Annotated in this window: 18 protein-coding genes; 10 read left to right on the forward strand and 8 right to left on the reverse strand. The window is 52.1% G+C overall.

The genetic code is table 11. The features are described 5' to 3' along the window. Positions 1-84 precede the first annotated feature (84 nt). Positions 85-2,499 carry an ABC transporter permease gene (locus J7619_RS11610; RefSeq protein WP_291198127.1) on the reverse strand — a complete coding sequence of 805 codons (2,415 nt, stop codon included), beginning with the start codon at positions 2,497-2,499 and terminating at the stop codon, positions 85-87. A gap of 311 nt (positions 2,500-2,810) precedes the next feature. On the opposite strand from J7619_RS11610, the gene J7619_RS11615 reads away from it, so the two are divergent. The 5 genes from J7619_RS11615 (at position 2,811) to J7619_RS11635 (ending at position 8,509) form a co-directional block, all read left to right on the forward strand. Beyond that, positions 2,811-3,713: an AraC family transcriptional regulator gene (locus tag J7619_RS11615; RefSeq protein ID WP_291198129.1), complete on the forward strand. Its 903-nt coding sequence runs from the start codon at positions 2,811-2,813 to the stop codon at positions 3,711-3,713. Positions 3,714-3,799: 86 nt separating this feature from the next. Further along, positions 3,800-5,035: an MFS transporter gene (locus J7619_RS11620; RefSeq protein WP_291198131.1), complete on the forward strand. Its 1,236-nt coding sequence runs from the start codon at positions 3,800-3,802 to the stop codon at positions 5,033-5,035. Between the two features lie 1,133 nt (positions 5,036-6,168). Then, positions 6,169-6,966, forward strand: coding sequence for a glycosyltransferase family 2 protein (locus J7619_RS11625; protein WP_291198133.1), 798 nt, complete (start codon positions 6,169-6,171; stop codon positions 6,964-6,966). Then, positions 6,950-7,798, forward strand: coding sequence for a glycosyltransferase family 2 protein (locus J7619_RS11630; RefSeq protein ID WP_291198135.1), 849 nt, complete (start codon positions 6,950-6,952; stop codon positions 7,796-7,798). Before J7619_RS11625 ends, J7619_RS11630 begins: the two co-directional genes overlap by 17 nt. Before the next feature lie 3 nt (positions 7,799-7,801). Continuing rightward, complete coding sequence (locus tag J7619_RS11635) at positions 7,802-8,509, forward strand: glycosyltransferase family 2 protein (RefSeq protein ID WP_291198137.1); 708 nt, start codon at positions 7,802-7,804, stop codon at positions 8,507-8,509. Here the strand turns inward: J7619_RS11635 and J7619_RS11640 are convergent. Genes J7619_RS11640 through J7619_RS11650 form a run of 3 tightly spaced genes read right to left on the reverse strand, consistent with a single transcriptional unit; the run spans position 8,506 to position 10,780 of the window. Further along, positions 8,506-9,360 carry a glycosyltransferase family 2 protein gene (locus J7619_RS11640; RefSeq protein WP_291198139.1) on the reverse strand — a complete coding sequence of 285 codons (855 nt, stop codon included), beginning with the start codon at positions 9,358-9,360 and terminating at the stop codon, positions 8,506-8,508. The genes J7619_RS11635 and J7619_RS11640 overlap by 4 nt on opposite strands. A 30-nt stretch (positions 9,361-9,390) precedes the next feature. Then, positions 9,391-9,771: an FdtA/QdtA family cupin domain-containing protein gene (locus tag J7619_RS11645; RefSeq protein ID WP_291198141.1), complete on the reverse strand. Its 381-nt coding sequence runs from the start codon at positions 9,769-9,771 to the stop codon at positions 9,391-9,393. A gap of 19 nt (positions 9,772-9,790) precedes the next feature. Continuing rightward, positions 9,791-10,780: a glycosyl transferase gene (locus J7619_RS11650; protein WP_291198143.1), complete on the reverse strand. Its 990-nt coding sequence runs from the start codon at positions 10,778-10,780 to the stop codon at positions 9,791-9,793. Between the two features lie 267 nt (positions 10,781-11,047). On the opposite strand from J7619_RS11650, the gene J7619_RS11655 reads away from it, so the two are divergent. Next, the gene (locus tag J7619_RS11655; RefSeq protein WP_291198145.1) at positions 11,048-11,830 is read left to right on the forward strand and encodes a methyltransferase, TIGR04325 family; all 783 of its coding nucleotides are present in this window, start codon (positions 11,048-11,050) and stop codon (positions 11,828-11,830) included. A gap of 7 nt (positions 11,831-11,837) precedes the next feature. Here J7619_RS11655 and J7619_RS11660 read toward each other — a convergent pair whose 3' ends face one another. The 3 genes from J7619_RS11660 to J7619_RS11670 are packed head-to-tail and all read right to left on the reverse strand — an operon-like array spanning position 11,838 to position 13,573. Further along, on the reverse strand, positions 11,838-12,506 hold the full coding sequence (locus tag J7619_RS11660) for a DNA alkylation repair protein (protein ID WP_291198147.1): 669 nt from the start codon (positions 12,504-12,506) through the stop codon (positions 11,838-11,840). Beyond that, positions 12,503-12,967, reverse strand: coding sequence for a VOC family protein (locus J7619_RS11665; protein ID WP_291198149.1), 465 nt, complete (start codon positions 12,965-12,967; stop codon positions 12,503-12,505). Before J7619_RS11665 ends, J7619_RS11660 begins: the two co-directional genes overlap by 4 nt. Positions 12,968-13,027: 60 nt before the next feature. After that, the gene (locus J7619_RS11670; RefSeq protein ID WP_291198151.1) at positions 13,028-13,573 is read right to left on the reverse strand and encodes a RidA family protein; all 546 of its coding nucleotides are present in this window, start codon (positions 13,571-13,573) and stop codon (positions 13,028-13,030) included. A 371-nt stretch (positions 13,574-13,944) separates the two neighbouring features. Between J7619_RS11670 and J7619_RS11675 the strand changes: the two genes are divergently transcribed. The 4 genes from J7619_RS11675 to J7619_RS11690 all read left to right on the forward strand — a co-directional run bounded on the left by J7619_RS11675 (position 13,945) and on the right by J7619_RS11690 (position 22,284). Further along, complete coding sequence (locus tag J7619_RS11675) at positions 13,945-17,259, forward strand: TonB-dependent receptor (RefSeq protein WP_291198153.1); 3,315 nt, start codon at positions 13,945-13,947, stop codon at positions 17,257-17,259. 8 nt (positions 17,260-17,267) lie between these two features. Then, on the forward strand, positions 17,268-19,037 hold the full coding sequence (locus J7619_RS11680; RefSeq protein WP_291198155.1) for a RagB/SusD family nutrient uptake outer membrane protein: 1,770 nt from the start codon (positions 17,268-17,270) through the stop codon (positions 19,035-19,037). A 278-nt stretch (positions 19,038-19,315) separates the two neighbouring features. Continuing rightward, positions 19,316-19,651, forward strand: coding sequence for a PadR family transcriptional regulator (locus J7619_RS11685; RefSeq protein WP_291198157.1), 336 nt, complete (start codon positions 19,316-19,318; stop codon positions 19,649-19,651). Continuing rightward, positions 19,648-22,284 carry an ABC transporter permease gene (locus J7619_RS11690; RefSeq protein WP_291198159.1) on the forward strand — a complete coding sequence of 879 codons (2,637 nt, stop codon included), beginning with the start codon at positions 19,648-19,650 and terminating at the stop codon, positions 22,282-22,284. Before J7619_RS11685 ends, J7619_RS11690 begins: the two co-directional genes overlap by 4 nt. 34 nt (positions 22,285-22,318) lie before the next feature. Here the strand turns inward: J7619_RS11690 and J7619_RS11695 are convergent, their stop codons facing one another. Continuing rightward, a complete protein-coding gene (locus tag J7619_RS11695; RefSeq protein ID WP_291198161.1) occupies positions 22,319-23,599 on the reverse strand; it encodes a hypothetical protein in 1,281 nt (426 codons plus the stop codon).

Raw genomic sequence — 23,599 nt, forward strand, 5'->3', positions numbered from 1 at the left:
ACTCACCCATATAAGGCAAGCGGGAACTGAAATTTACCATTCACACGGCATGAATAACTATGATGCTGGTCATGACCCGGCGTTTTAATCCGCCCGCAGATTCTTGACCGGATTAAGCAGGGCGGTCTTGACAGCCTGAAAGCTGATTGTGACAACGGCTAACAGCAAAGCCGCGAAAGCCGCCAGTACCGGCACTTCCCAGCCGATAGTAATGCGGTAGGCGAATACGCCCAGCCAGCGATCCATTACCCACCAGGCCAGCGGCAACGACACCGTGATGGCTATCAGCACCAACAGCAAAAAGTCGCGCGACAGCAGGAAGGCTACGCTCCCGACCGACGCCCCCAGCACTTTGCGGACGCCCACTTCCTTTACCCGGAGTTTGGCAGAATAGGCCGATAGCCCAAAAAGCCCCAGGCAGGAAATAAAGATCGACAACGCCGCGAAACCATTGAAAACCTGACTCATCCGGTTCTCGGTCACATAAAGCTTGTCCAGGTTTTCGTCCAGGAAGGAATAGGAGAATTTGCTGGAAGGCGCTACCGAACGCACGCGGCTTTCGAGGAACCCTATCGTTGCCGGCAGCGAACCGCCTTTCACTTTTACCAGCATGTAATTGATGCGATACGGATTATACTGGATCACGAGCGGCTCCACGCCCGCATGCAAGGATGCGAAATTGAAATCTTTGACCACTCCAACCACGGTCCCGGTGTCACCCTCGGCAATAAACGCCTCCCCGACCGGATTTTGCAGCCGGTATGCTTTTACCGCGGCTTCATTGAGGATAAATTCATGGTTCTTGATTTCGGGAAACTGGCTGCGGAAAGCCCTTCCTTCTTTGAGTTGAATACCCAATGTCGTGAGCAGCTTATCGTCCGACCAGAGCATTCTTGAGTTTTCCGGCAGTTGATCCTGCTCTTTGCGATGCAACGGAGACGCCGAATAGTTTCCAAAACGCTCGCCCGGTAGCGTAGAGATTATCGAAAAACTGGCGATGTTGCTGTTTTTCTCCATTTCATCGGCGAGCACACCGTATTTTTCACGCATCTGGTCATACATCGTCACTGCTACGACCTGGTCTTTATTAAATCCAAGGTCCTGATGATGGAACAACTGCATTTGCCGGTAGACGATCATCGTACCGAATATCATGAACACCGACACGGTGAACTGGAAAACGATCAGTCCTTTCCTGACCACATTGACCGGCGATCCGGCCAACCGTTTGCCTTTCAGCGACACCACGGGGTTAAAACGTGCCACAAACCAGGCCGGATAAAGCCCTGCCAGCAATGCGATCCCGAGCACCAACAATGCGACGATAGCCAGATTAGGGATGGTCAGCATGCTATCGAATACGAAACCGCCGGCAGCTACATTCGTATAATAGGGAATAATTATTTTGAATAGCAGTACCGCCACCGCCGTCGACAACAGGGTAACCAGCAGCGACTCGCCCAGGAACTGCCGCAATAGTTGCCCCCGCGTGCCGCCCACTACTTTCCGCAGGCCGATTTCCTTCATGCGATTGAACGCCAGCGCAGTAGAAATATTGATAAAGTTGACCGTCGCAACCAGCAATATGAAGATCGCGGCCACTGCAAATATGTAGATATAGGTAATGTCGCTGTTAGGGTACATTTCCTTTTCCAGCTTCGAATGCAGGTGAATGTCACGGATCCGTTGTAAATGCAAATGCTGCGTGGCAAGAATCTTCTCTTCGGAATCACCGGAAGGCGCATAGAATTTGGTCGCGAATCCGGGCAATGCGGCTTCCACCTGTGCCGGCGTGGCGTCTTTGCGTAGCAATACATAATTGTAAAACCCGGCCCAGCCGATGTTCTCCATCGATTGCTTGTCGATATACCGCTCGATGGTGGGCATGGACACCAGGTAATCGAACTGGAAATGGCTGGGGAAACTAAATTCCTTCACGACGCCTGTGACCAGCAAAGGCAGCCTCGCCCGGTCGTCGGTGATGGTCTTACCCATCGGATCGGCGGTTCCAAAGTATTTCTTCGCCATGGCCTCGCTCAATATGATGGTGTTTGCACTTTTGAGTGCTGTGGCCGGGTCGCCCGTCGCGAATGGCAAATCGAACGTGCTGATCACTTCTTCGTTGGCAAAAAAGCCGCCCTTCTCTTCAAACCGCTTCACCTCGCCCGCGGGACTTGTGTAGCTGAAAAGCTGGTAGGGAAACAACCGGTGCAGCCGCACACCCGCTTCGATCTGCGGTAATGCCTGTTGCAATGCCGGAACCAGCGGCGGAGCCGTGGCGGCCCAATGCCGGCTATCCTCCCCGGTAGTTTCATAGGTCACGCGGTAAATGCGGTCGGCCTTTTCAAAACCTTCTTCGTAGCTCAGTTCGTTACGGATGTGAAACGTGATCAGCAACACACCGGCAATACCGACAGCCAGTCCTGTGATGTTGACAATGGAAAAAGTCTTGCTTTTCCAAAGATTGCGCCAGGCAATTTTGATGTAGTTTCTGAACATAATAGGATGGATGTTTTGCCGGAAACAATGAGTGTACTGTATCGGTTTGTTAAAAACGAGTGCCAAAACATTAAGTACTTAATAATCAATTAATTACATAGTTTACAGCAAAATATAATGTCCGTTATCGCACAGATGTGACCGCCGACCGCCGGATTCTAGACCGTCTGCCATACACGAAGCGGATGTGTTTGTTATAAATAGGAGCCCTCCGGAGCCGGGCGGGCGGTAGTCTGCGGTCGGCGGTCAACTGCACCCGGAACTTAACCACCTCCTTTTGCATTTGATTTGTATAACACTTCAAAGTACCTATGCATACCGAAACGCTGCAACAATTTTACGAGCGCACGAAACAGCCGATGCCCGCAGAGCTGGCCGCGCAGGCGAATGTCAGCCATTTCAATGTAAAACAGCGCACCTGCCTGAACCGGATGACACCCTACAACCGGCGCGACTATTACAAAATATGCATGATTGTCGGGGACGGCGTACACCTGGCCGATGACAAGGAAACACCGATCGAAGGCGCAGGCATTATTTTTTCAAACCCCGGGGTGGCCTCGTCCTACCACGCGATTTCCGAGTCTCAGACAGGGTTTTATTGCCTTTTCAACGACACATTTTTACTGAATAGCGTCCGGCAGGAGGTTCGCTACCGGAGCGCATTGTTCAACCCCGCCATTCAGGCGGTCATCCCGCTGGATCTCGCGGGCCGCGAGCGGCTCACCAGCCTTTTCAATGAGATGGAAGGCTTATTATCAAGCACGTACACCTACCGGTTCGATATGATCAGGAGCCTGCTGCAAATGCTTATCCTCGAAGGTATCCGGTTGCAGGGGCCGGTCACGGGCGAAAACACCAATGACCGCCTGATTTCCCGTTTCTTCGGACTACTCAACCAGCAATTCCCCGTCGATTCGCCCGAAAACCCGTTGAGACTGCTCACGCCCGCCGCCTATGCCGATCAGTTGAGCATTCATGTCAACTATTTAAACAATGTACTCAAAAAAACGACGGGAAAAACCACACGGGAGATCATCCATGAACGCATTGTGGAAGAAGCGAAAACGCTGCTGCTAAACACTGACTGGGACGCTGCCCAGATAGCCTACACCCTGGGTTTCGAGTACCCTTCCCATTTCAACAAGTATTTCAAACAAAACACCCACACCACTCCCCTGCTCTTCCGCGAGCAGTTAAGGCAACGCCCCTGACATTTGATTTATATAAGCATTGCTTTGATTCATATTACCTGCGGATTTGCTTGCAGTCCTACCTTTGGAACATAAATAGCAAGCATATGAAAACACTTAAAGAATCCAATAAAGCGGTGAGCACCGTCCTGGCCCTTGCCCTGATCCCCATCACGGGTTTTGCGCTCGACGTGTTCATCCCCTCGCTCCCGGCCATGAGCGCCCGGTTGCATGCTACGCCCGAGGCCGTTCAACTTTGTATTTCCATTTTTCTCGCCACCTATGGCATAAGCCAGCTACTGATCGGCGGCTTGCTGGATAGTTACGGGCGTTTCTGGCCCAATATTTTCGCATTGGCAGGTTTCAGTGCCGCCAGTTTTGTCATCGCAAACACCGAAAGCCTCCAGATGATCTATGTGATGCGCGCAGTTCAAGGTGTGATGTCGGCAGTGATCGTGGTTAGCAAGCGGTCTTTTTTCTTCGATCTTTTTGAAGGCGAAAAGCTGAAACATTACACCAGCCTCTTTTCCGTCATCTGGTCGGCGGCGCCGATCATCGCCCCATTCCTGGGCGGTTACCTGCAAACCCATTTCGACTGGCAGTCCAACTTTTACTTTCTGGGCTTCTTCGGATTGGCGTTCCTGGTGCTGGAACTCGTATTCAGCGGTGAAACCATCGCTTCCAAAGCGCCGCTCCGGCTGGCCACCATTGGTAATGCCTACCGCTCCATGCTCAGCACATGGGATTTTACATCCGGCCTGCTCATACTGGGGCTGTCGTATGCCGTTCTGATGATCTACAATATGTCGAGCCCCTTTCTGATCGAAGAAGTGATGCACTACCCGGCAACGGTTACGGGGAACTGCTCGATGATCTCCGGACTGGCCATGCTGGGAGGAAGCCTGCTATCCAAAGCACTCATTTCCAAGCCGTTTTACAAGAGATTATTCACAGCGGCGGTCGTACAGCTAACTGTCTCCGGCGCACTCATTCTGCTCACATTGCAATTTCACAACTTGTATACGCTGATGGTGTACGTGATCTTGCTGCATTCGGCATCGGGGTTTATTTTCAACGGCATGCTGGCCTATTGTCTTACGCGCTTTTCGCAGTTCGGCGGAATGGCCAGCGGCCTGGCCGGCGGCGGTTACATTCTTTCGACCTCCGCTTTCAGCTACCTTGTCGTTAAAAGCATCCGGATCGACAGCCAGGTTTGGCTCGGGGCAGGCTATGCCATTTTGATTTTCGCCGTGCTGACCCTCATCATCCGCACGAAATGGATCGAACGCGGAGCGAAAAACGAGGTATTGGAAGAGCGGGATGTGACGCTGATTATGGATTAAAAAAGAACATGGAAGTGGCACTGGCGGTTAGAAGCCGTCAGTTGCTCCTTCTCCGCGACCCACTATATAAACGCCATCCAGTTTCAGTTGATCGATGAGTGCGGAGGGCGTAGTCAGCCAGCATTGCACCGCTCAAACTATCCGGCTTACTCCAGACGTTGGCGCTCCCGATTGAAGAATATTAGCATGAATACCCGAATCTCATGTAACGCGCACGAGGGTAGCGCGCACGAGCACGCATATACGCACAAGGTGCCATTTCAGGGCATTACTGTCGCAAGCCGACCACTAACAAAGTCAAAAATCCAGAGAACAGTTGCTTCCGGTGAATTTTTAGATCCCGCAACTGTTATACGATTTTTGCAAATTTTACCACCACAAAACAGCTTCACTTAGAAATCGAAAAACCGGGTAATGTGCCCGGCGGCCCATCCAATCGAACGACTTTTGCACTTTCGTAATCAGAGAAATACGATCTCAGAATTAGGTAAATCCCGTCGAGAAAGCTACGTCACCGGAAGTACACTTCTTACGCAATATCGAGCGGAGAAATAGCCCTTCATGCGCCTCATTCGCTAAATATGCCGACCAAAACGTCGTTTTCACATCAAAGGTGTTGCGTCTGAAACGACCCGTCTCGGCAAGCGTGTGAGCCCGGTATTTCGTACGGGCAGATTTCCTATGCGCACCTTACCACCATCTTAAAAAAAGATTAAAAATAAATTAGAAAAATAGGAAGCCACCTTGCTGTAATTCTTATATTTTTTTGATCTTTATGACGTCTCTGTAAAAGGAGGCGGCTCAATCCCTAACAAACGTAAAGCATGTCCCCTATCAACAATTTACTCCCTAGCCTGTTACCGCCATTCCGGCCGAAATACAGGCACACGTATAGCAGCACAAGTAACTGGCGGTTTCCAAAATAATCTTCAAACGCCCGGCCAGCAACGCCTATTTTCCTCTTTGTTGGAACAGCAACTTTTTTGACCGATCACGACCGATCGGTTACAACCATGGACAATCCGTGCGTGTCTCGTGTTTGCTATATCCTGTCGAAAGAAGAACGCAGTCGACTGTCAGGGCCGGGAAGACCCGACACCAGGTGTATCAGGAAATAATAACTCAGATTATTGATGGATTCCGCTCCGGCAACATCGCTCATTATCGCAACTTATAACTGGGCGGAAGCGCTGCATTGCAGCCTTTTGAGTGTTATCAGGCAAAAAACTTTACCGACGGAGGTGGTCATCGCCGACGACGGCTCCGACTACCGGACGAAAGAGGTGATCCGCAATATGCGGGAAACATTTCCCGTGCCTATTATCCACGCCTGGCACGAGGACCTGGGCTTCCGTAAAAGTCAGATCCTTAACAAAGCGATCGGACAATGCTCAGGCTCATACGTGATCCAGGTGGACGGCGATGTGGTGTTGCATGCTTCATACATACAAGACCATTTGGCTGCGGCCGAACACGGGGCTTTCATTCGGGGGACACGCGCGCGTCTCACACCCGCGAAGACCGACGAATTACTTCGAAATGCCGATACCCACGTCAGCTTTTTTTCAAAGGGTGTTTACAACCGGCTCAACGCGCTCAGGCTGCCCGTCATGCAATCGCTGGGACAGCGTAAAGAGATGAATTGCCGGAGTGTCCGCGGCAGCAACCTTGCCTATTGGAAAGATGATTTCCTGCGCGTAAACGGATATAACAACGAGCTCAGCGGATGGGGCCACGAAGACGAGGAACTGGCCGCCCGCTTCATCAATAACAACATTATCAAGAAAATCGTGAAGCTGGGCGCGGTACAGTACCACCTGCACCACGACGAATTGCCCCGGTCGAACGAACCTTTTCATCGCCAGATCATCCAAACTACCCTGCTAACAAAAGTCAAAAGATGCCTTAATGGATATGAAAACCTTCACTAGTAGCTCGCTGATTATCTCCACCTACAATTGGCCGGAAGCACTACGGCTATGCCTGCTCAGCGTGTTGGAGCAGTCGGTGTTGCCTGATGAAGTGATCATTGCCGACGACGGGTCTACCGGGCAAACCGCGGACGTCATCGAAGCCATGAGGCCTTCATTCCCGGTGAAACTCATCCACGTTTGGCAGGAGGATGACGGTTTTCAGTTATCCAAGATCCGGAACAAGGCCATTGCCATGAGCTCATGCGACTATGTTATCCAGATCGACGGCGACCTCATTTTGCATAAGCATTTTATCAAAGACCACCTCGCATTAAGCAAACGCGGCAGCTTTGTGGCAGGCAGCCGGGTATTGATGACCAAAGAACTATCCGAAAAAATGCTGGGTCGACGGCAGGCGCGCGTAACCCCGTTCCAGTCGGGACTGGGCAATTTCACGAACCGGTTCAGCATCGCGTGGCTGAGCTTGTACATGGCTGATCGCTATAAAACGCACGATATTTTCGCGTTACGCGGCTGCAATATGGCATTCTGGCGGGAGGATTTGCTCCGCGTGAACGGCTACAACGAAGTTTTTCATGGCTGGGGCCGCGAAGACAATGAAATTGCAGTCCGGCTACTCAACTCGGGCATTAAAAAGCGCGCCGCGAAATTCGGCGGGGTTGTGTTCCATATTTACCATCCCGAGGTCGACCGCGCCCGCTGCCCTAAAAATGAAGCTTACCTCTCCGAAGCATTGGTGAACAAAACCGTGTATTGCTGTCAGGGGCTGCACCAGTATCTTGCCCATGCCGAGCCCGTTGGGCTGACCGAGGGAGAATTTGCACTTTAATGCATGAGTAACAACCAATTGATCTCCGTCATCCTGGTGACTTACAATGCGGAAAAGTTTTTGCAGAGATGCCTCGACAGCATTTACGACCAGCATTACCCTCATATCGAAGTGATCGTCATGGATGGCGGCAGTACCGATAGCACGGCCTCAGTACTCCACAGGAACGACAGCAAGCTTGCCTTCTGGAAAAGCGAAAAAGACGGCGGCATCTACGAGGCCATGAACAAAGCCCTCGATCATGCCCAGGGGCAATGGATCTATTTCATCGGCGCCGACGACATCCTCACCCCCGACTTCTCCCGCATGGCAGAGGAGTTAACCGATCCTCATGCCATCTATTACGGCAGCGTGCTTAAAGCCGGCCGGATATACCTCGGCAAAATGACTCCTTATCAGCAGGCAAAGACGGGCATCAATCACCAGGCGATTGTTTACCCGGCCGGAGTATTCGCCGCGCGCAGGTACGACGCCCGTTACCGCATTTCAGCCGACCATGTGTTCAACATGCAATGCCACGGCGACAAGCATTATCACTTCGTTTTCAAGGATTTCAACATTGCCATTTTCAACGATACAGGCATATCTTCCCTGCAAAAGGACCGTGTTTTTGAAAATGAAAAAGCCGGACTGATCTTGAAGCATTTCGGTCCGGCTATTTATCTGCGGTTTCTATTCAAGCGGCTGAAAGAGCGACTTTTCAGGCACTAAAAAACTTCCTGCATAACCATTCCCGCATTTCTGTCGGGTACAATTTTAGGTGGAAGGTCGAGCAGCCTCGCTAGCAGGCGATTCCGCCATTTTCTTTTTGGAACCACTTTAATCAATGCCAGCATAAACTTGTAAAAGGGCAGTTGTCCCGCATTGCCTTTCTCCTTTGCGAGCAATTGTTTCATTTCGGCCAGATATTGCCCGCGCTGGTTGTAACTCTTCTGGTTTTCGCTCCGAAAGCGGAAGCCGCCCAGCATAAACGACGTCGTGTACAAGCGCTCATACCTGAAAAACCGTAACCAAAGCTCGAAATCCGCCGCCAATGCATGGCTTTGATCAATATAACCGCCTGCCTGGTCCCATAGCGCACGCCGCCAGAAGACCGATTCCTGCTGGATAAAGCCACCGTCGGATGATTGCAGCCGCAGCCGCGACCAGCGCTGACCATACCGCAGGTCGTCATAGAGAAAAGCCCGCCCCGATTCGTCGAAAAACGTATTGGCCCCCATAATCCATTTCACGTCCTCAAACCGGTTGAATATCTCAGCCACCGTAAAAAGGGATTGGGGATGGTACATATCGTCCGCATTGAGCCAGGCCATGATGTCACCCGACGACCGCTCGAAACCCTTTTGCAGGGCGTCGTACAGCCCACCATCCGGCTCGCTTACCCACCAGGCCAGTTGACGCTCGTACTTCCGGATAATGTCCGGTGATCCGTCGGTACTGCCACCGTCCACAATGATGTATTCCAGATTGGGATACCCCTGCCCCAGCACCGAAAGAATGGTGCTTTCCAGGTATTTCGCCTGGTTGAACGAGGGCGTCACAATGGTAATTTTCGGCAGCATATTCAATGCAGAAGGCTTGTTAGCAACCCGTTAGGTAAGCGAAAATTCATACTCGCAGGGCTCCTGCACGCATTCGTCCTGCTCAAACGGCTCTGAAGCGAGGACCATCAGGATGGATTCGTCCGTAATTTCGAGCATCTCGTGCCGGTCTTCGGGCGCCAGCAACAGACATTGATCCGCCGTATTCAGGACGAAGTGCTGCTCTTCGCTGCCGGTGTGATTCGAGATCAGACAACTCCCTTTCAGACAAATAACCGCCTGCTTCATATGCTGGCGTTTTCCGCCGGCTTTGAAATGATCGGGGCCATGGACGTAAAAAATACGTTTGATTTCGAACGGGATCACACGCTCGATCACGGTCAGGCTGCCGCGGGTGTCCGTAAAGGTTTTCAGATTGATTAAACGAGCCAAGGGGTGTTTACGATTTAGATTAGGTTAGTGCATTCTTTTTTGTATAATTCTTATAGCGCCCCCGTAAGCCAAACTGTATACGTCGCGACAAGCTGACACTGATCCATTTCAGGACCATCGGCTGCTCATGGAAAACGGCCTCGGGATCAGCCAGCAGGATTTGGGACTCCGCAACGGCGAGTGCTTTGATATAGGTACTGTACACGAGCCGGATCATACTTTCCGGAAGCCGGTACTGTTCGGCGGTGAGGCGGAAGCTCTTATCGACGCAGTACCGGAAATCGTGGAAATGATAGAACACGAGTGGAACCTTCTCAGCATCTGGTTTCTGAACAAACAGCGCTCCGTTTACATTTTCGCAGGAATAATCGATTGCGTTCCAGGGCGCTATCCCTCCACCCGCATGTTCGAGCACGTGCACACCCGCGAAGCGCTCCGTCCAGTCGTCGAGGTATTTCTGGTCCCCGAATTTACCGTCCTCGAAGCGTGCATAACACCATTCCAGACAAGCATTCATCCACCAGGCCAGCACGGCAAGCCCTTCGTCCGTATTTCTGAAAGTAACAAACTGAACGCAATAGATACCGCTGTTTTCCGACTGATCGTACTGCGCGGCGTACCGGTGCGCGGTGATCAATACCGAATTTTCACCCATTTCGTCCGTCAGGACCTTTGGATCGGCAAAAAACAGCAGGTCGGCGTCAAGATAGGTGCAGTGATCGAGCGAAAATTGGTGAATGCAGTGCCAGATCGTGAAAGAGGTACAAGTCCAGCAATACTCCCCCGGCGTGCGACTGCTTTTTATGGCGAGCAGTTCGGGCGTTTCGAATTCGTGCAGGGAAATAATCGTCGCATTCGCTAAATTGAGACGGCGCAGCAGAACGTCGCAAGCGTCGTCGAAAGCGAAAATGTACAAATGAAAATCCGACCCTAGCCTGACCAGCGAATTGTACATCGCCAATCCCCGCGAGAGGTAGCCCGAATTAAAAAGGGTGCAAAAATTCTGCATTAAAGTATGTTAGGGGTAGAAGAGGGTAACTTCTACTACAAATATCACTGATTAATTGCGAATGTAGTTACCCATTCGGTTGATAAAATAATATACAACGGATGATTTTCCCTAAAACAAGGTTGGAAATTATGTACAGAATTAATTGACTATCAGTTATATAATACGCAACCCTGCTCATTATCATCGAGTTGACTATGCTAAGATCGTATTATAATGTAGTTAATAAATAAACCCTTAAATTGCAGGCGATCCTAAAAGACTACTATGGGCTTCTTTAAACCGAAGAAAAAAAATCCGTACGGCTGGTTTGGCGACTATAAGAAATGGGAAGCACTCACTGCGCTGTCGGGAGGCTACGAAGCAGAAGCGATTTTGGACAAAACAAAGAACGCGCTCCTGAAAGTAAAGAATGGCCAGGCAGTTTACGAGCGCGATTCGGTATTGTTTGATAAAAAAGTTTACCCCTACTCGGTCATTTCCGCCCTTCTTTACGCCGCCGTCGAACGTGGTAACAATTTGAACGTCCTGGATTTCGGAGGATCATTGGGCAGCACCTATTACCAGGTAAAGGACGTCGTCCCGCCGGCTGTGCAGCTGCATTGGAGCGTTGTTGAGCAAGAAAATTATGTGCGGTGCGGACAGAAGTTTTTCGAAGATAACATCCTGAAATTCCATTTCACGATCGAAGAAAGCATGAAGGCCCGGAAGGCCGACCTATTGCTGCTTTCGAGCGTAGTGCAATACCTCGAAAAGCCGCATGAGTTTTTGGAAGAGATCCAAAAATATGACTTCAAATACATCCTCATCGACAGGACAGCATTCATCAAAGCCGATCGCCCCGACCGCCTGACACTGCAGGTAGTACCGCCGGAAATCTACGAGGCACATTACCCTGCATGGTTTTTCAACGAGAAACGGTTCCTCGAACATTTTAAAGACTACGAAATCAAAATGGAGTTCGAATCGTTCGTCGCGGGCGAGCAGGAAATGGAGATCGACCACGTGAAGGCCGGCTATGATAAAGGATTTTTCCTGATCAGACGCTAGGCGGCCATTATTTATTCTGCCTGCTCACCATTTCATTGATCCAGATTGGCGCAAACGGCGATGTACAGCCTTTCGAAACCGGGTAATCGCGGTAGATGCCCAGCTTTTCGCCAATCGCCAGCGCACGTGCGCGAAGCTCCGGGAAATGGATCCCGATCTGCGCCAGGGTAGTGTTCATCGTCCATTGCACTTCCGACGGCGCTGCGGGCATTTCGGATTCGATGCGATCGAGCAGGCCCGGGACGTCGATCCCCTCGGGGTTGCGCGTCACACGCCCGGCGGTAAGGCTCCATCCCGCACGGGCTGCCCACGGATAATCCGAATCCATCCACACCTCGCGAAGCTCTTCCTTTTGCGGGTGGTCTTTAATGATATAGGACGAAAACCAATCGGCGACCCAGTGGTAGTTGACGCCGTGCACCAACCGGTCGAGCTCGCCGACGGACAGCAATTTGGACTTCATAATCAGCATACCCAACAGCTGCGCTTCGATATTGCCCGTCTCCCACAAAGCCAGACCGAGTTCATGGTCAACCTTGATTTTATTCGCGATGGCCCTGATATCGCCCATTTTTACCCCGAACTGATTAGCGTGCGCGCCATTTTTCGTGTTCATGGCGCGCACTTTTTCAGATCCGAGCGCTTCAAGTTGTGTTAGTACCTGTCCGACGGTCATTTACCCTGCATTTTTTCCGGATCGTCGTAATTGACCATCCAGTTGATCCCAAATTTATCGGTCAGCATTCCAAAATATGCCCCCCAGAACATATCAGCCAGCGGCATGGTCACCTGCCCACCCGCCGAAAGTCCGGCGAAAAGGGTATCGGCCTCTCCTCGGTTTTCGGCATTGACCGAGATCGAAAAGTTGTTCCCAGGCTGATAGCCCGCCGCCCATTCTCCGCCGGTATCGCTACCCATCAGGATCGTTTCCTTGCTGATCGGCAAGCTGATATGCATGATCCTGTTTGCATCCTCGTCACTCATACTTTTGCCATCTTCTCCCGATGAGGCGTCGCCCGGTGGCATTTCCCCGAAACGGCCTACATACGGAAAATCTCCGCCAAAAACGGATTTGTAAAAGTTAAAGGCCTCTTCGCAGTTGCCGTTAAAAGTGAGGTAAATGTTTACGGTAGCCATGGTGCTGGTGGTTTTGGATTAATACACTCAATAATAAGGTTTTTCCAACAAAAAAACTGCTTACGGCTCCACTTCGACGATCATCTCGATCTCCACAGCAATACCGGAAGGCAACGACGCTACACCAATCGCGGAACGGGCATGCCTGCCGCTTTCGCCGAAAACTTCCACCATAAAATCGGTGAAGCCGTTGATGACCTGTGGTTGCTGGGTCAGAGTGGGCGTGGAATTGACCAGGCCCAATACTTTTACGATTCTTTTCACCTTTTTCAGGTCGCCGATCTCCTGTTTCAAGGAAGCCAGCAATGCGATACCGCAAAGTTTGGCGGCTTCTTTTCCCTGCTCAACAGTGAGGTCATCCCCTACCTTCCCCAGAATTTGCCCGCCACCCGGTTTGTCCGGGCCGTGGCCGGAAAGATAAATGAGATTACCCACGCGCACCGCGCTCAGAATGTTCCCTTTTCCCGGGTTCTTTTTCGGTATCGTAATGCCCAATTCGGTCAGCTTCTTCTCGGGATCGGGGCGGCCGGTTTGCGCCAGGGATTGGAAGCTAACAGTCAGTAACAGGAGCAGCGCAGCTGCCAGCGAGGTTGATTTAAATTGCATAAGGTTTAGTTTAATCATTAAACACGCTTAAAATTAACAATCATTCGTAGAGAACCCGCTATCGCAGGCTCCCAATCGTAACCGCCCCTCTCCGCACCTGCTCTCCTCTATGTCACCCATTGCTACCGCCAGAGCACTCCTCTATTTTATTTTTACTATTTTTTCACCATATAATTAAACAAATACAGTATTTGTTCAGCCTTTCTTGACTTTTGGAGGCGTAAATCCCCCCTAACGCGTCTGTCAATCCAGATTATGATATTGTTAAATAGCGATTCGCGGCAGCCGTAAATAATGCGGATTGCCCAATTTTGTCGCCTCAAAACCGGAACTAACTCAATTCATTCACCATACCCAAAATCTACACCCATATGTATCGATGTAAAGAAAGGTGGCCGCTTGGCGCAGGCACCTTACAAAAATCGATTGCCCATGCGGCGCTGCTCGCGATGATCGGCGGCACGACCTGGGCAACCCCGACCCCTAAAACCGGCACCCTACCCGGTAACGTACACAAGAGCATTGTGAGTGCGGATCGCCAGGTTAAAGGTCGCGTAACGGATGGCGACACTCCCGACGGTATCCCCGGCGTGAATGTCGTTATCAAGGGCAGCCAGGCCGGTACGGTCACCGATGCAAGTGGTAATTATACCCTCGAAATCTCCGACGGCGGCGCCGTACTGGTATTCTCGTATGTAGGTTATGCGAGCCAGGAAGTTGCGACCGGTACACGGTCGACCATTGATGTTGCATTGAAGGCAGACAGCAAGTCGCTCAACGAAGTCGTAGTGGTAGGTTATGGTACCCAAAAGAAGGTGAACCTGACCGGCGCCGTGGATCAAGTAGGACAGGAAGTATTACAGAACCGTCCGGTCCCTAACCTGGCACAAGGCCTGGTAGGTACGGTTCCCAACCTGAACATCCGGATGTTCGACGGCAAGCCTACCCAATCGCCCTCGTTCAACGTCCGCGGTACGACGTCCATCGGCCAGAACGGAAGCGCATTGGTGCTGATCGACGGTGTGGAAGGTGACCCGCGCATGCTGAACCCGCAGGACATCGAGAGCATTTCGGTACTGAAAGACGCGGCTTCGGCTTCCATTTACGGTGCCCGTGCGGTATTCGGGGTGGTATTGATTACTACAAAACCGGCTCCCGAAGGTAAAATGCGGGTTTCTTATTCGGCTAACTATTCTATTAAAGCTCCAACCGAAGTGCCCGACAATATCGTGGATTCTTATCCCTGGGCGCAGGGTTTCAGCGACGCATGGTCACGCTGGAACGATAACGGCAGCACACCGACGGCGATCAACAAGACCATCGCTTTCTCTCCTGCTTACCTGGCCGAGATCAAGAGAAGATACGAGGACCAGTCGCTGCCCCGCGTGGAAGTGAACCCCAACACCGGCGAATACCAATACTTTTACAGCACCGACTGGTACAAACAGTTGTATAAAAAGCGCCTCAGCGCCCAGGACCACGCACTTTCCATCGCGGGTGGTACCGACAAGGCAACGTACCTGCTGAGCGGCCGTTTCAACAATCAGGACGGTCTGTTCCGCTACAACACCGACAAATACAGCATGTACAACTTCCGTGGTAAAGGCGGGGTACAGCTCACCCCGTGGTTGCGCGTGGACAATAACACCGAGTTCTCGTCGATGAAATACCACCAGCCGCTGAACGTCGGTGAGGGAAGCGGTATTTACCGTAACATCGCCGACGAAGGCCACCCGCTGGCACCGCTGACCAACCCGGACGGAACACTCTCCTTCTCGGCGGCTTATACCGTGGGCGACTACTACTACGGACGCAACGCGCAGGACCAGACACGCCGCTTCCTGAAAAACCAGACCGCATTGAAAGCCCAGTTTTTCGAAAAAGCGCTGACGCTCCGGGCAAATATGACCTTCCAAAACACCGACCTTGCTACGCACCAGGTGCGCGTGCCGGTGCCATACAGCCGCGCCAAAGGGGTGATCGGCTACACCGGTACCAACACCAACGACATCGCGGAAGGCAGAAACACGATCAACTACCTCGCTACCAACTTCTATGCGGATTATGTGAAGTCATTCAACAACGCGCATAACTTCACCTTGCTGGCCGGTTTCAACTACGAAAGGTCGCGGGCCGACAGTATTTTTGCGCAGCGTAACGGTATCGTTTACAGCGACGCCGACAATATCAACCTAGCACTCGGACAGAGCATTACAACGGCCGGCCGTTACCGTAGATGGGCCATTGCGGGGGGATTCTTCCGTTTGAATTACAACTTCCGCGAGCGCTACCTGCTCGAAGTCAACGGACGTTACGACGGTTCTTCCAAATTCCCGACCGACCAGCAATGGGCATTCTTCCCGTCGGTATCAGCCGGATGGCGGGTATCCGAGGAGTCATTCTGGAAGGTAAGCCCTAAAATCCTTTCCAATGTGAAACTCCGCGCTTCCTATGGTTCATTGGGCAACGGTAATATCGATCCCTATGCATTCTATGAGAAATTCGGCATTTCGCAATCGGGACGTGTGATCAACGGTATCCGTCCGCAAGCTACCAGCATGCCGGGTGTCGTACCCGACGGTTTGACCTGGGAAACATCTACGACCGCCAACTTTGGTCTTGATTTCCATGCGCTGAGCAGCCGCCTGCAATTCTCGGGAGACATTTATCAGCGCAAAACGACCGATATGTTCACGGTAGGACCAACCGTCCCCGCAGTTTTTGGAACGACCGTTCCAAAAGGAAACTACGCCGATCTGAAGACCAACGGATGGGAGCTTTCCATCACCTGGGATGACCAGTTCAACATGGCTTCGAAGCCTTTCCATTACAATGTCCGCTTCACATTGGCCGACTACAAAGCGACCATCACCAAATATAACAACCCCGACAAAAACCTGACCGACTATTACGAAGGCCAGCGTGTGGGTGAGATCTGGGGATATAAAGTAGCGGGCCTGTTCCGGTCGGATGCTGAAATCGCCGAATCTCCTTCACAAGCGAACATCCCCAATACCAACACCCGCAAAAACTACGTGGGCGACCTCAAATTCCAGAACCTGGATGGCGACAACGTGATTTACCAGGGACTGAACCGCGTGGGTAACTCCGGCGACAAATCCATTATCGGTAACTCCGAGCCACGTTATACTTACGGCATGAACCTGTCGGGCGACTGGAACGGCTTTTTCCTCGGCGCTTTCTTCCAGGGGGTACTGAAACAAAACTGGTACCCATCGTCGGAAGCGCGTTTCTGGGGGCAATACAACCGCCCTTACAACTCGTACCCACGCTGGCAGCAGGATAATATGTACCGCGAGGAGCTGGGTAACTTCGATGCTTACCTGCCGCGCCTGGTAGGTTATATCGCACAAGGCTCGGGCCGTGCCTTGCAGGTGGCCAACGATCGCTACATGCAGAATGTAGGCTATATCCGTCTGAGAAACCTGCAAATAGGTTACACCATTCCGGAGCGCATTACCTCGAAAATCCACGCCCGCGACCTAAAAATCTACGTATCCAGCGAAAACCTCTGGACATGGTCACCGCTGTACAAGTGGACGCGCGACACCGACGTGACGAGTATTTACGGATCTGACCGCGACCTCGGCGGCGGCGGCTCAGGCGATGGATATAATTACCCGATGTTGAAGTCCGTATCGGTCGGATTGTCACTCAATTTCTAATGGAATTTATGAAGACGAAAAAAATACTTAGCTATACCCTTGCCGTCATGCTGCTCGCTACGGCAAGCTCCTGCGACCTCAACGAGGTACCGGTAGATACTGCTACCAACGAAGCAGTTTTCAGTTCGGAAGGTGGCCTGGAATTGTACGCCACCTCCTTTTACGACCTGCTCCCCAACACGGATGTAGGGGTTTTTCAGATCGACGACAACTCCGACCTCGTAGCCCGCAATGGCGTAGACGATTACCTGGCCGTGAATGCATTGAGCCCGATCACCAGTAGCGGGTGGAGCTGGTCACAGCTGCGCAACATCAACTATTTTATAGAAAACACAGAAAAAAGCACCGTCGCTACCAAAAACCATTACCTCGGCTTGGCGCGCTTTTTCCGGGCCTTGTTTTATTTTGATAAGGTAAAAAGGTTCGGTGATGTACCCTGGATCGAAAAGACGATCGACGTAAAGGACGATGCTACCTTGTACGGCCCGCGTATGAACCGTTACGAAGTAATGGACAAAGTACTTGCGGACCTCGACTTCGCGATCGCGAACATTACGCTCACCTCCGACCCGTCGGTGACGCGCATTACCAAAAACGTGGCCCGCGCCTACAAAACGCGGATTGCATTGTTCGAGGCATCGTGGCGGAAATACCATACCGAGGACAACAAGCAGGCCACCGCCAATACCTGGTATGAGGAAGTGGTGAAGGAAGCCAATGCGATCACCGGCTACACGCTGCATTCGACCTCGCCGGACAGGGCTTACCGCGAACTGTTCATCGCGAAAAGCGCGTTCGCCGACGAAACCATTCTTTCGGTTGCATTGAGCGCCAGTTTGCAAGTGTACAGCTCGGCCAACCGCCGGTTCATCAGTCCTACCTACGGCAACCGTCCCAGCCTGACCCGCCGTTTTGTAAACACCTACCTGAACCTGGATGGTACGCCTTTCACCAGCAAAAAGGGTTACGAAACAACTCCTTTCGTGGAAGAGGTCAAGAACCGGGACTTGCGTTTGAAGCAAACCATCCGCACCGGCGATTACACGCGTACCGAAAACGGCGTGTCTGTTATTGCTCCGCCTAATTTCAGCCAGACCTACACAGGCTACCAGCCGATCAAATGGTGCTACGACGAACGCTTTCCATTCGACGATGAAAGCCGTAACGACAACGCGCATATCATCATGCGCTGGGCAGAAGTGCTCCTGAACAAAGCGGAAGCATTGACCGAGCTTGACAAGATGACCGATGCGGAATGGACCAGCACCATCGGCGCACTCCGCAAACGTGCGGGAATCACAGGCGCGACGTTGACGAGCCTTCCTACCACAGCCGATCCTTATATGGTGTCGTTCTTCGGCGGCAAGTTCAACAATGCGGTATTGCTCGAAGTATTGCGCGAAAGAGGAACGGAAATGGTCTTCGAAGGCCTCCGTCCCGACGATCTGAGAAGATGGAAACTGGGTAACCTGTTTCAGGATACGCCGATGAACGGGATGTATGTGCCAGCCCTCGGCGAATACGACCTGAACGGCGACGGCAAGAATGACGTGTATTTCTATCAGGGTACCAAACCTACTTCGACCACTCCGGGTATTGCATTCGTGGATGTAAGCCCGTCGACAGCCGTGGGTCGTATCCAGCTGTCGAAAGGCACTTCCGGTGAGGTAATGTGGAACCCCGGCGCACGCGAATGGGCGGATAAGAAATACCTCTACCCCATTCCGGAACCCGATCGCATCAGAAACCCGGCCCTGGGCCAGAATCCGGGCTGGTAGCGTGCGGTGTCGTCAGGAATAGTCAGATATAGTTATGTATTGTCATGAATAGTGACTTTTGACAGCGAGGTTGCCGGCATCGGCAACCTCTTTTTTTGCCCCTACCCCATTGCACAAATCCCATCGCCCCATCCCATCAGACCGGGGATAAAGATGATAAGGATCAACAGATGATATAAATGACTGTTTCAAAAAAATATTTTACATACAAAACATGACTTTATATTTCGATAATACATACATTTAATGACTAAATAGACTAACATACTGTCGGCCAGATGAAAGGGACTAACCTTGGCGAGTTTGAAGAACTGGTATTACTCACCATAGCAGCACTCAGTACCGAAGCGTACAGCGTGGCGATTTGTGATGAACTGGAGAGGTATACAGGCCGCTCGGCCAAGCTGGGTGTGGTCCACGCCGTGCTCAACCGGCTGGAAGAAAAAGGGCTGGCTAAAAGCCATCTTGGAGATGCCAGCGCCACGAGGGGCGGCAAACGGAAGCGCTTTTATGAAGTAACGCATGCGGGCAAGGTAGCGCTCATGCGGGCGAAGGAGCTGCGCGAGGCCATCTGGCGGAATATCCCCGGCTTTAACTTGGAAGGCTCGATATGAACAAGGATCCGCAACCTCCGCAATGGGCCACGGCTTTCCTGAGATGGTATTGCCGGCCCCGGCTGCTCGAAGATCTGGAAGGCGATCTCTACGAGTACTTTATCCGGAATGTGGGCCGGAAAGGTCTCCGTCGCGCCCGGCTGACCTATTGGCTCGACGTAATCAAGTTTCTGCGGCCTTATACCATCCGCAAAATAGAACCTCTCACTTTTCTAACCTATTTCATGATGCTCGGCAGCTATTTCAGGACTTCGAGACGTAACCTCGTCCGCAACAAACTCTTTTCGTTCATCAATGTCGTCGGCCTTGCTGTGAGCATGTCGGTCGGGTTGCTGGTGATCGCCATCGTGAACGACCTGCGTTCCTATGATGATTTCCATGAAAAGAGGGACCGCATTTACCGGGTTATCACCCATCATCAGAACGACGGCAATGCGTCGACGGACCTCGCGTCCACCTCCATAAGAACCGCCCAAAGGCTTGCCCGCGACGTTCCGGGTGTAGAGAATTTTACGATACTGCGGAATGGCTTTTCAGGGGATGCCAAGGTGGGACAACACACGTTCCCCCTCGAAGGTACCTGGGCAGATCAGTCATTTTTTAAGGTATTTACCTTTCCACTCGTCGAAGGCGATCCGCTAACGGCGCTCAAAGAGCCCTATTCGCTGGTTTTGACAGAAAAAACGGCAAAGCGGTTGTTCGGTAATACCCATGTTTTGGGCAAGACTGTGCGCTTCGATACGCTCGACTACCAGATTACCGGCGTCGCCAGGGATGTTCGACATCTTTCTCACATCCATTTCGATGCCCTTCTGTCGTTCGCCAGCGCGGATGCAACGATGGGCAAAAAGCAGGATGGATTTTATAACTGGGATAATGTATGGTCCAACTATACCTATATGACCCTCTCCAAAAACGGCAGTACAGCAGCCATACAGCGGGCACTCAATCAAATCAGTGCTGAAGAAAACAAGGCCCTGCTACATAGAAAAGTAACATTGTCGCTCCAACCGTTGAAAGATATCGCCCTGGGTCGGAAGTTGTCCAACAATATGGGGCCGCGTATGGAGCCTATTACGCTCTGGATATTAGGCGGGCTCGCTTTTGTGATCATTTTGTCGGCTTGCTTCAATTATACCAACCTGTCGGTCGCACGGTCGCTCAGGCGCTCGCGCGAGGTAGGCGTACGCAAGATCATCGGCGCGCACAGGAGCCACGTACTGGGGCAATTCATGATCGAGGCGGTCATGATCGCCTTCCTGGCACTGCTCTTTTCTTTCGGGTTGTACCTGCTTTTGCGGCGTGAATTCCTGGCGCTCGATCCGCATATTCCCGAAATATTCAAACTCGACCTTTCAGTTCCGTCCGTGCTTTCGTTTATCGCGCTGGCAATCATTACCGGCCTGGTCGCAGGATTTCTTCCGGCGGTTTTCTTTTCGAAAATCAATGCATTGTCTGCCATGAAAGATGCTTCCGGGCTCCGGATTTTCAAACACATCGGGTTACGGCGGGTGCTGATTGTGGCACAATACACCCTCTCGCTGGTATTCATCGCCACCACGCTCGTAGGGTACAGCCAGTACAAGGGCTTCCTGAATTTCGACCTTGGCTTCACGACCGAAAACATCCTGAATATCAAACTTAATGGTGCCGACGCAGCGATATTGAAAAAAGAACTCTCTGAAATCCCCGGAGTGACACGGATATCTCACTCCAGCATGGTTCCCAGCGTGGGATCCATGTATGGTTTTGATGTAAAATATCGTCCGAGCAACACGTCGCCCGGAGATTCCGCATTGATTTGGGTCAATACGGTAGACGAAAACTATCTTCCTATTCACCAACACAAACTGATGAGCGGCAGCAACTTCAAGCTGCGTCCGGAAAAAGGAAAAGAAAGCGAGTTGATCGTCAACCAGCAGGTTCTGAAACGGTTTAATATAGGCGGGCGCGATCCGCAGAAGGCATTAGGGCATGTTTTGTCGGTCGACGGGCAAGACCTGACGATAGTCGGTGTGATGAAAGACTTTCATTACGGAACCGTCGAAAACAAAATCGAACCCGTGATGTTCCGCTATTCCCAAAGCGAACCATGGGGCTACCTGAACCTCAAAATCGCTCCCACCGACCTCGAAAGCACGATGGGAAAAATTGAAGCGGCCTGGAAACGGTTCGACAAGGTACACCCGCTGAAAGCGAATTTTTATGACGACCAGATTGAAGACGCATACAGCCAGTTTTCGATGATGGTAAAAGTCATCGGCTTTCTGGCGTTCCTGGCTATCTGCATCGCGACACTTGGCCTTTTCGGCATGGTCGTATTCACGACTGAAACCAAGTTGAAGGAAATCAGCATACGTAAAGTACTGGGTGCCAGTGAGCCGGGACTGATGTACCTGCTTTGCCGGGGCTTCATCACGCTGCTGGCCGTCGCTGCGCTGATAGCCCTGCCTGCCACCTACCTGCTATTCGACAAAGTGCTGCTTACCCGCTTTGCTTATCGCCAGCCCATCGGCATTCCCGAAATGCTCGGCGGTGCGTTGATCGTCATGTTACTTGCGCTTGTCATGATCGGCTCTCAAACCGCCCGGGCCGCGCGAAGCAATCCGGCAAAAATCCTGAAAAGCGAGTAGTAAAGGGCTGCCGGCTGTCAGGCAGCCCTTTTACCTATTTGACATTGACAAATACATTGATTTTCCCGACCCCATCCCCGGCGTAGTTCTGCAATGCCTTACCGATCACCTGTCCCGGTTTCACCTGCCCGGGATCGGCTTTCATGGCCACACCCGGGCGCGAGGACGTCACCAGCAAATCGCCCCGGCGAATAGCCCCGCCGTCGGTACACACCTTTGTGGGGATCACACCCACCACACCCATAGGTACCCTGCCGATCGCTTCCACGCCCACCGGCTGGTCTGTGAGCAGCACGCCGGGCTTGGTGGCGTACACGCCCAGCACCAATGCGGAATAAGCACCGGCACTTTTCTCGACCGTCCGGTCTTTTTCCGTGGCGATTGCCAGCACATCGCCCGGTTCGTAGTCGGCAATGTTGTCCGTTACCTCAAAAGCTTCTGCGAGGTCGGCACCGGAGTTTTGCGTGCCCCCATTGAAATACCCCACACCTGCCCTGTCGATGCGGGCGACGTTCGCCCCGGCAGTCTGAAAAACGGCTATATTGCCGGCCGTCCCCCTGTGATTAGCCAGGAAGGCATTCCCCTTGCCCCGCGTATTGATTTCGACAACGTTGTTAGTGTTGTTCTGGGCCGTGCTCTCGAAGAAAGCCACCTTTCCCGACGCTGCACCTAATACGGTTGCCGTAATAGCATTTCCTGCATTCGCGTGATAAGCATGAATTGCATGGCCCTCTTTGCCCGCCTGAGCCAGAATGGCATCACCGTCACCATCCGTTTTCGCAATAACCGCGTCCCCGTTCCCGTCCGGATTATTGGCGTAAAAAGTCCCTGCCGTTCCGGCTCCGCCCGAAGCAATCCCCAGAATACCTGCTGTTCCGAAATTGGCAAATTGAGAATTCACTTCCCCTCGCACGGCCGCACTGGTACTCAGAATCTGGTCCACCTTAAAACTTGCGGCATATCCGTTAGCCTGGTTGGTGATCGTCATCAAACCGGGAACACTGCTCTGCGTGGCGGCATAAGGCAATGTGAACGGCTCATTGTCCAGCTTGCCCCAGCCGTTTCCGCCCGTGTAAAACCAAAAGTGTTTGCTGTCTGTATCGTACACCAACAAACCTTCGGCCGGATTCACCACGGCTGTCCGCTGGGCTGAGGTCATGCGGGGCACGAGCAGGCCTTTGGCGGTAGAAACGATGTCTAGCTGCGCGCTGGCATCGGGCGTCTGCGTGCCAATGCCCACCTGTGCATACGTGGTGCTGAGAATGCCTGATCCGAGGGTTATTATCAGCGCGGTTCGTAAAAATGTTTTTTGCAT

This window comes from Dyadobacter sp. (genome assembly GCF_017744695.1).
Taxonomy (GTDB): Bacteria; Bacteroidota; Bacteroidia; order Cytophagales; family Spirosomataceae; genus Dyadobacter.

Bases quoted from the DNA above. Each gene is read 5' to 3' on its own strand.
- J7619_RS11610 (WP_291198127.1), bottom strand. From the start codon at position 2,499: ATGTTCAGAAACTACATCAAAATTGCCTGGCGCAATCTTTGGAAAAGC.
- J7619_RS11655 (WP_291198145.1), top strand. From the start codon at position 11,048: ATGGGCTTCTTTAAACCGAAGAAAAAAAATCCGTACGGCTGGTTTGGC.
- J7619_RS11620 (WP_291198131.1), top strand. From the start codon at position 3,800: ATGAAAACACTTAAAGAATCCAATAAAGCGGTGAGCACCGTCCTGGCC.
- J7619_RS11695 (WP_291198161.1), bottom strand. From the start codon at position 23,599: ATGCAAAAAACATTTTTACGAACCGCGCTGATAATAACCCTCGGATCA.
- J7619_RS11680 (WP_291198155.1), top strand. From the start codon at position 17,268: ATGAAGACGAAAAAAATACTTAGCTATACCCTTGCCGTCATGCTGCTC.
- J7619_RS11660 (WP_291198147.1), bottom strand. From the start codon at position 12,506: ATGACCGTCGGACAGGTACTAACACAACTTGAAGCGCTCGGATCTGAA.
- J7619_RS11665 (WP_291198149.1), bottom strand. From the start codon at position 12,967: ATGGCTACCGTAAACATTTACCTCACTTTTAACGGCAACTGCGAAGAG.
- J7619_RS11625 (WP_291198133.1), top strand. From the start codon at position 6,169: ATGGATTCCGCTCCGGCAACATCGCTCATTATCGCAACTTATAACTGG.
- J7619_RS11685 (WP_291198157.1), top strand. From the start codon at position 19,316: ATGAAAGGGACTAACCTTGGCGAGTTTGAAGAACTGGTATTACTCACC.
- J7619_RS11650 (WP_291198143.1), bottom strand. From the start codon at position 10,780: ATGCAGAATTTTTGCACCCTTTTTAATTCGGGCTACCTCTCGCGGGGA.
- J7619_RS11615 (WP_291198129.1), top strand. From the start codon at position 2,811: ATGCATACCGAAACGCTGCAACAATTTTACGAGCGCACGAAACAGCCG.
- J7619_RS11640 (WP_291198139.1), bottom strand. From the start codon at position 9,360: ATGCTGCCGAAAATTACCATTGTGACGCCCTCGTTCAACCAGGCGAAA.
- J7619_RS11690 (WP_291198159.1), top strand. From the start codon at position 19,648: ATGAACAAGGATCCGCAACCTCCGCAATGGGCCACGGCTTTCCTGAGA.
- J7619_RS11675 (WP_291198153.1), top strand. From the start codon at position 13,945: ATGTATCGATGTAAAGAAAGGTGGCCGCTTGGCGCAGGCACCTTACAA.
- J7619_RS11670 (WP_291198151.1), bottom strand. From the start codon at position 13,573: ATGCAATTTAAATCAACCTCGCTGGCAGCTGCGCTGCTCCTGTTACTG.
- J7619_RS11630 (WP_291198135.1), top strand. From the start codon at position 6,950: ATGAAAACCTTCACTAGTAGCTCGCTGATTATCTCCACCTACAATTGG.
- J7619_RS11635 (WP_291198137.1), top strand. From the start codon at position 7,802: ATGAGTAACAACCAATTGATCTCCGTCATCCTGGTGACTTACAATGCG.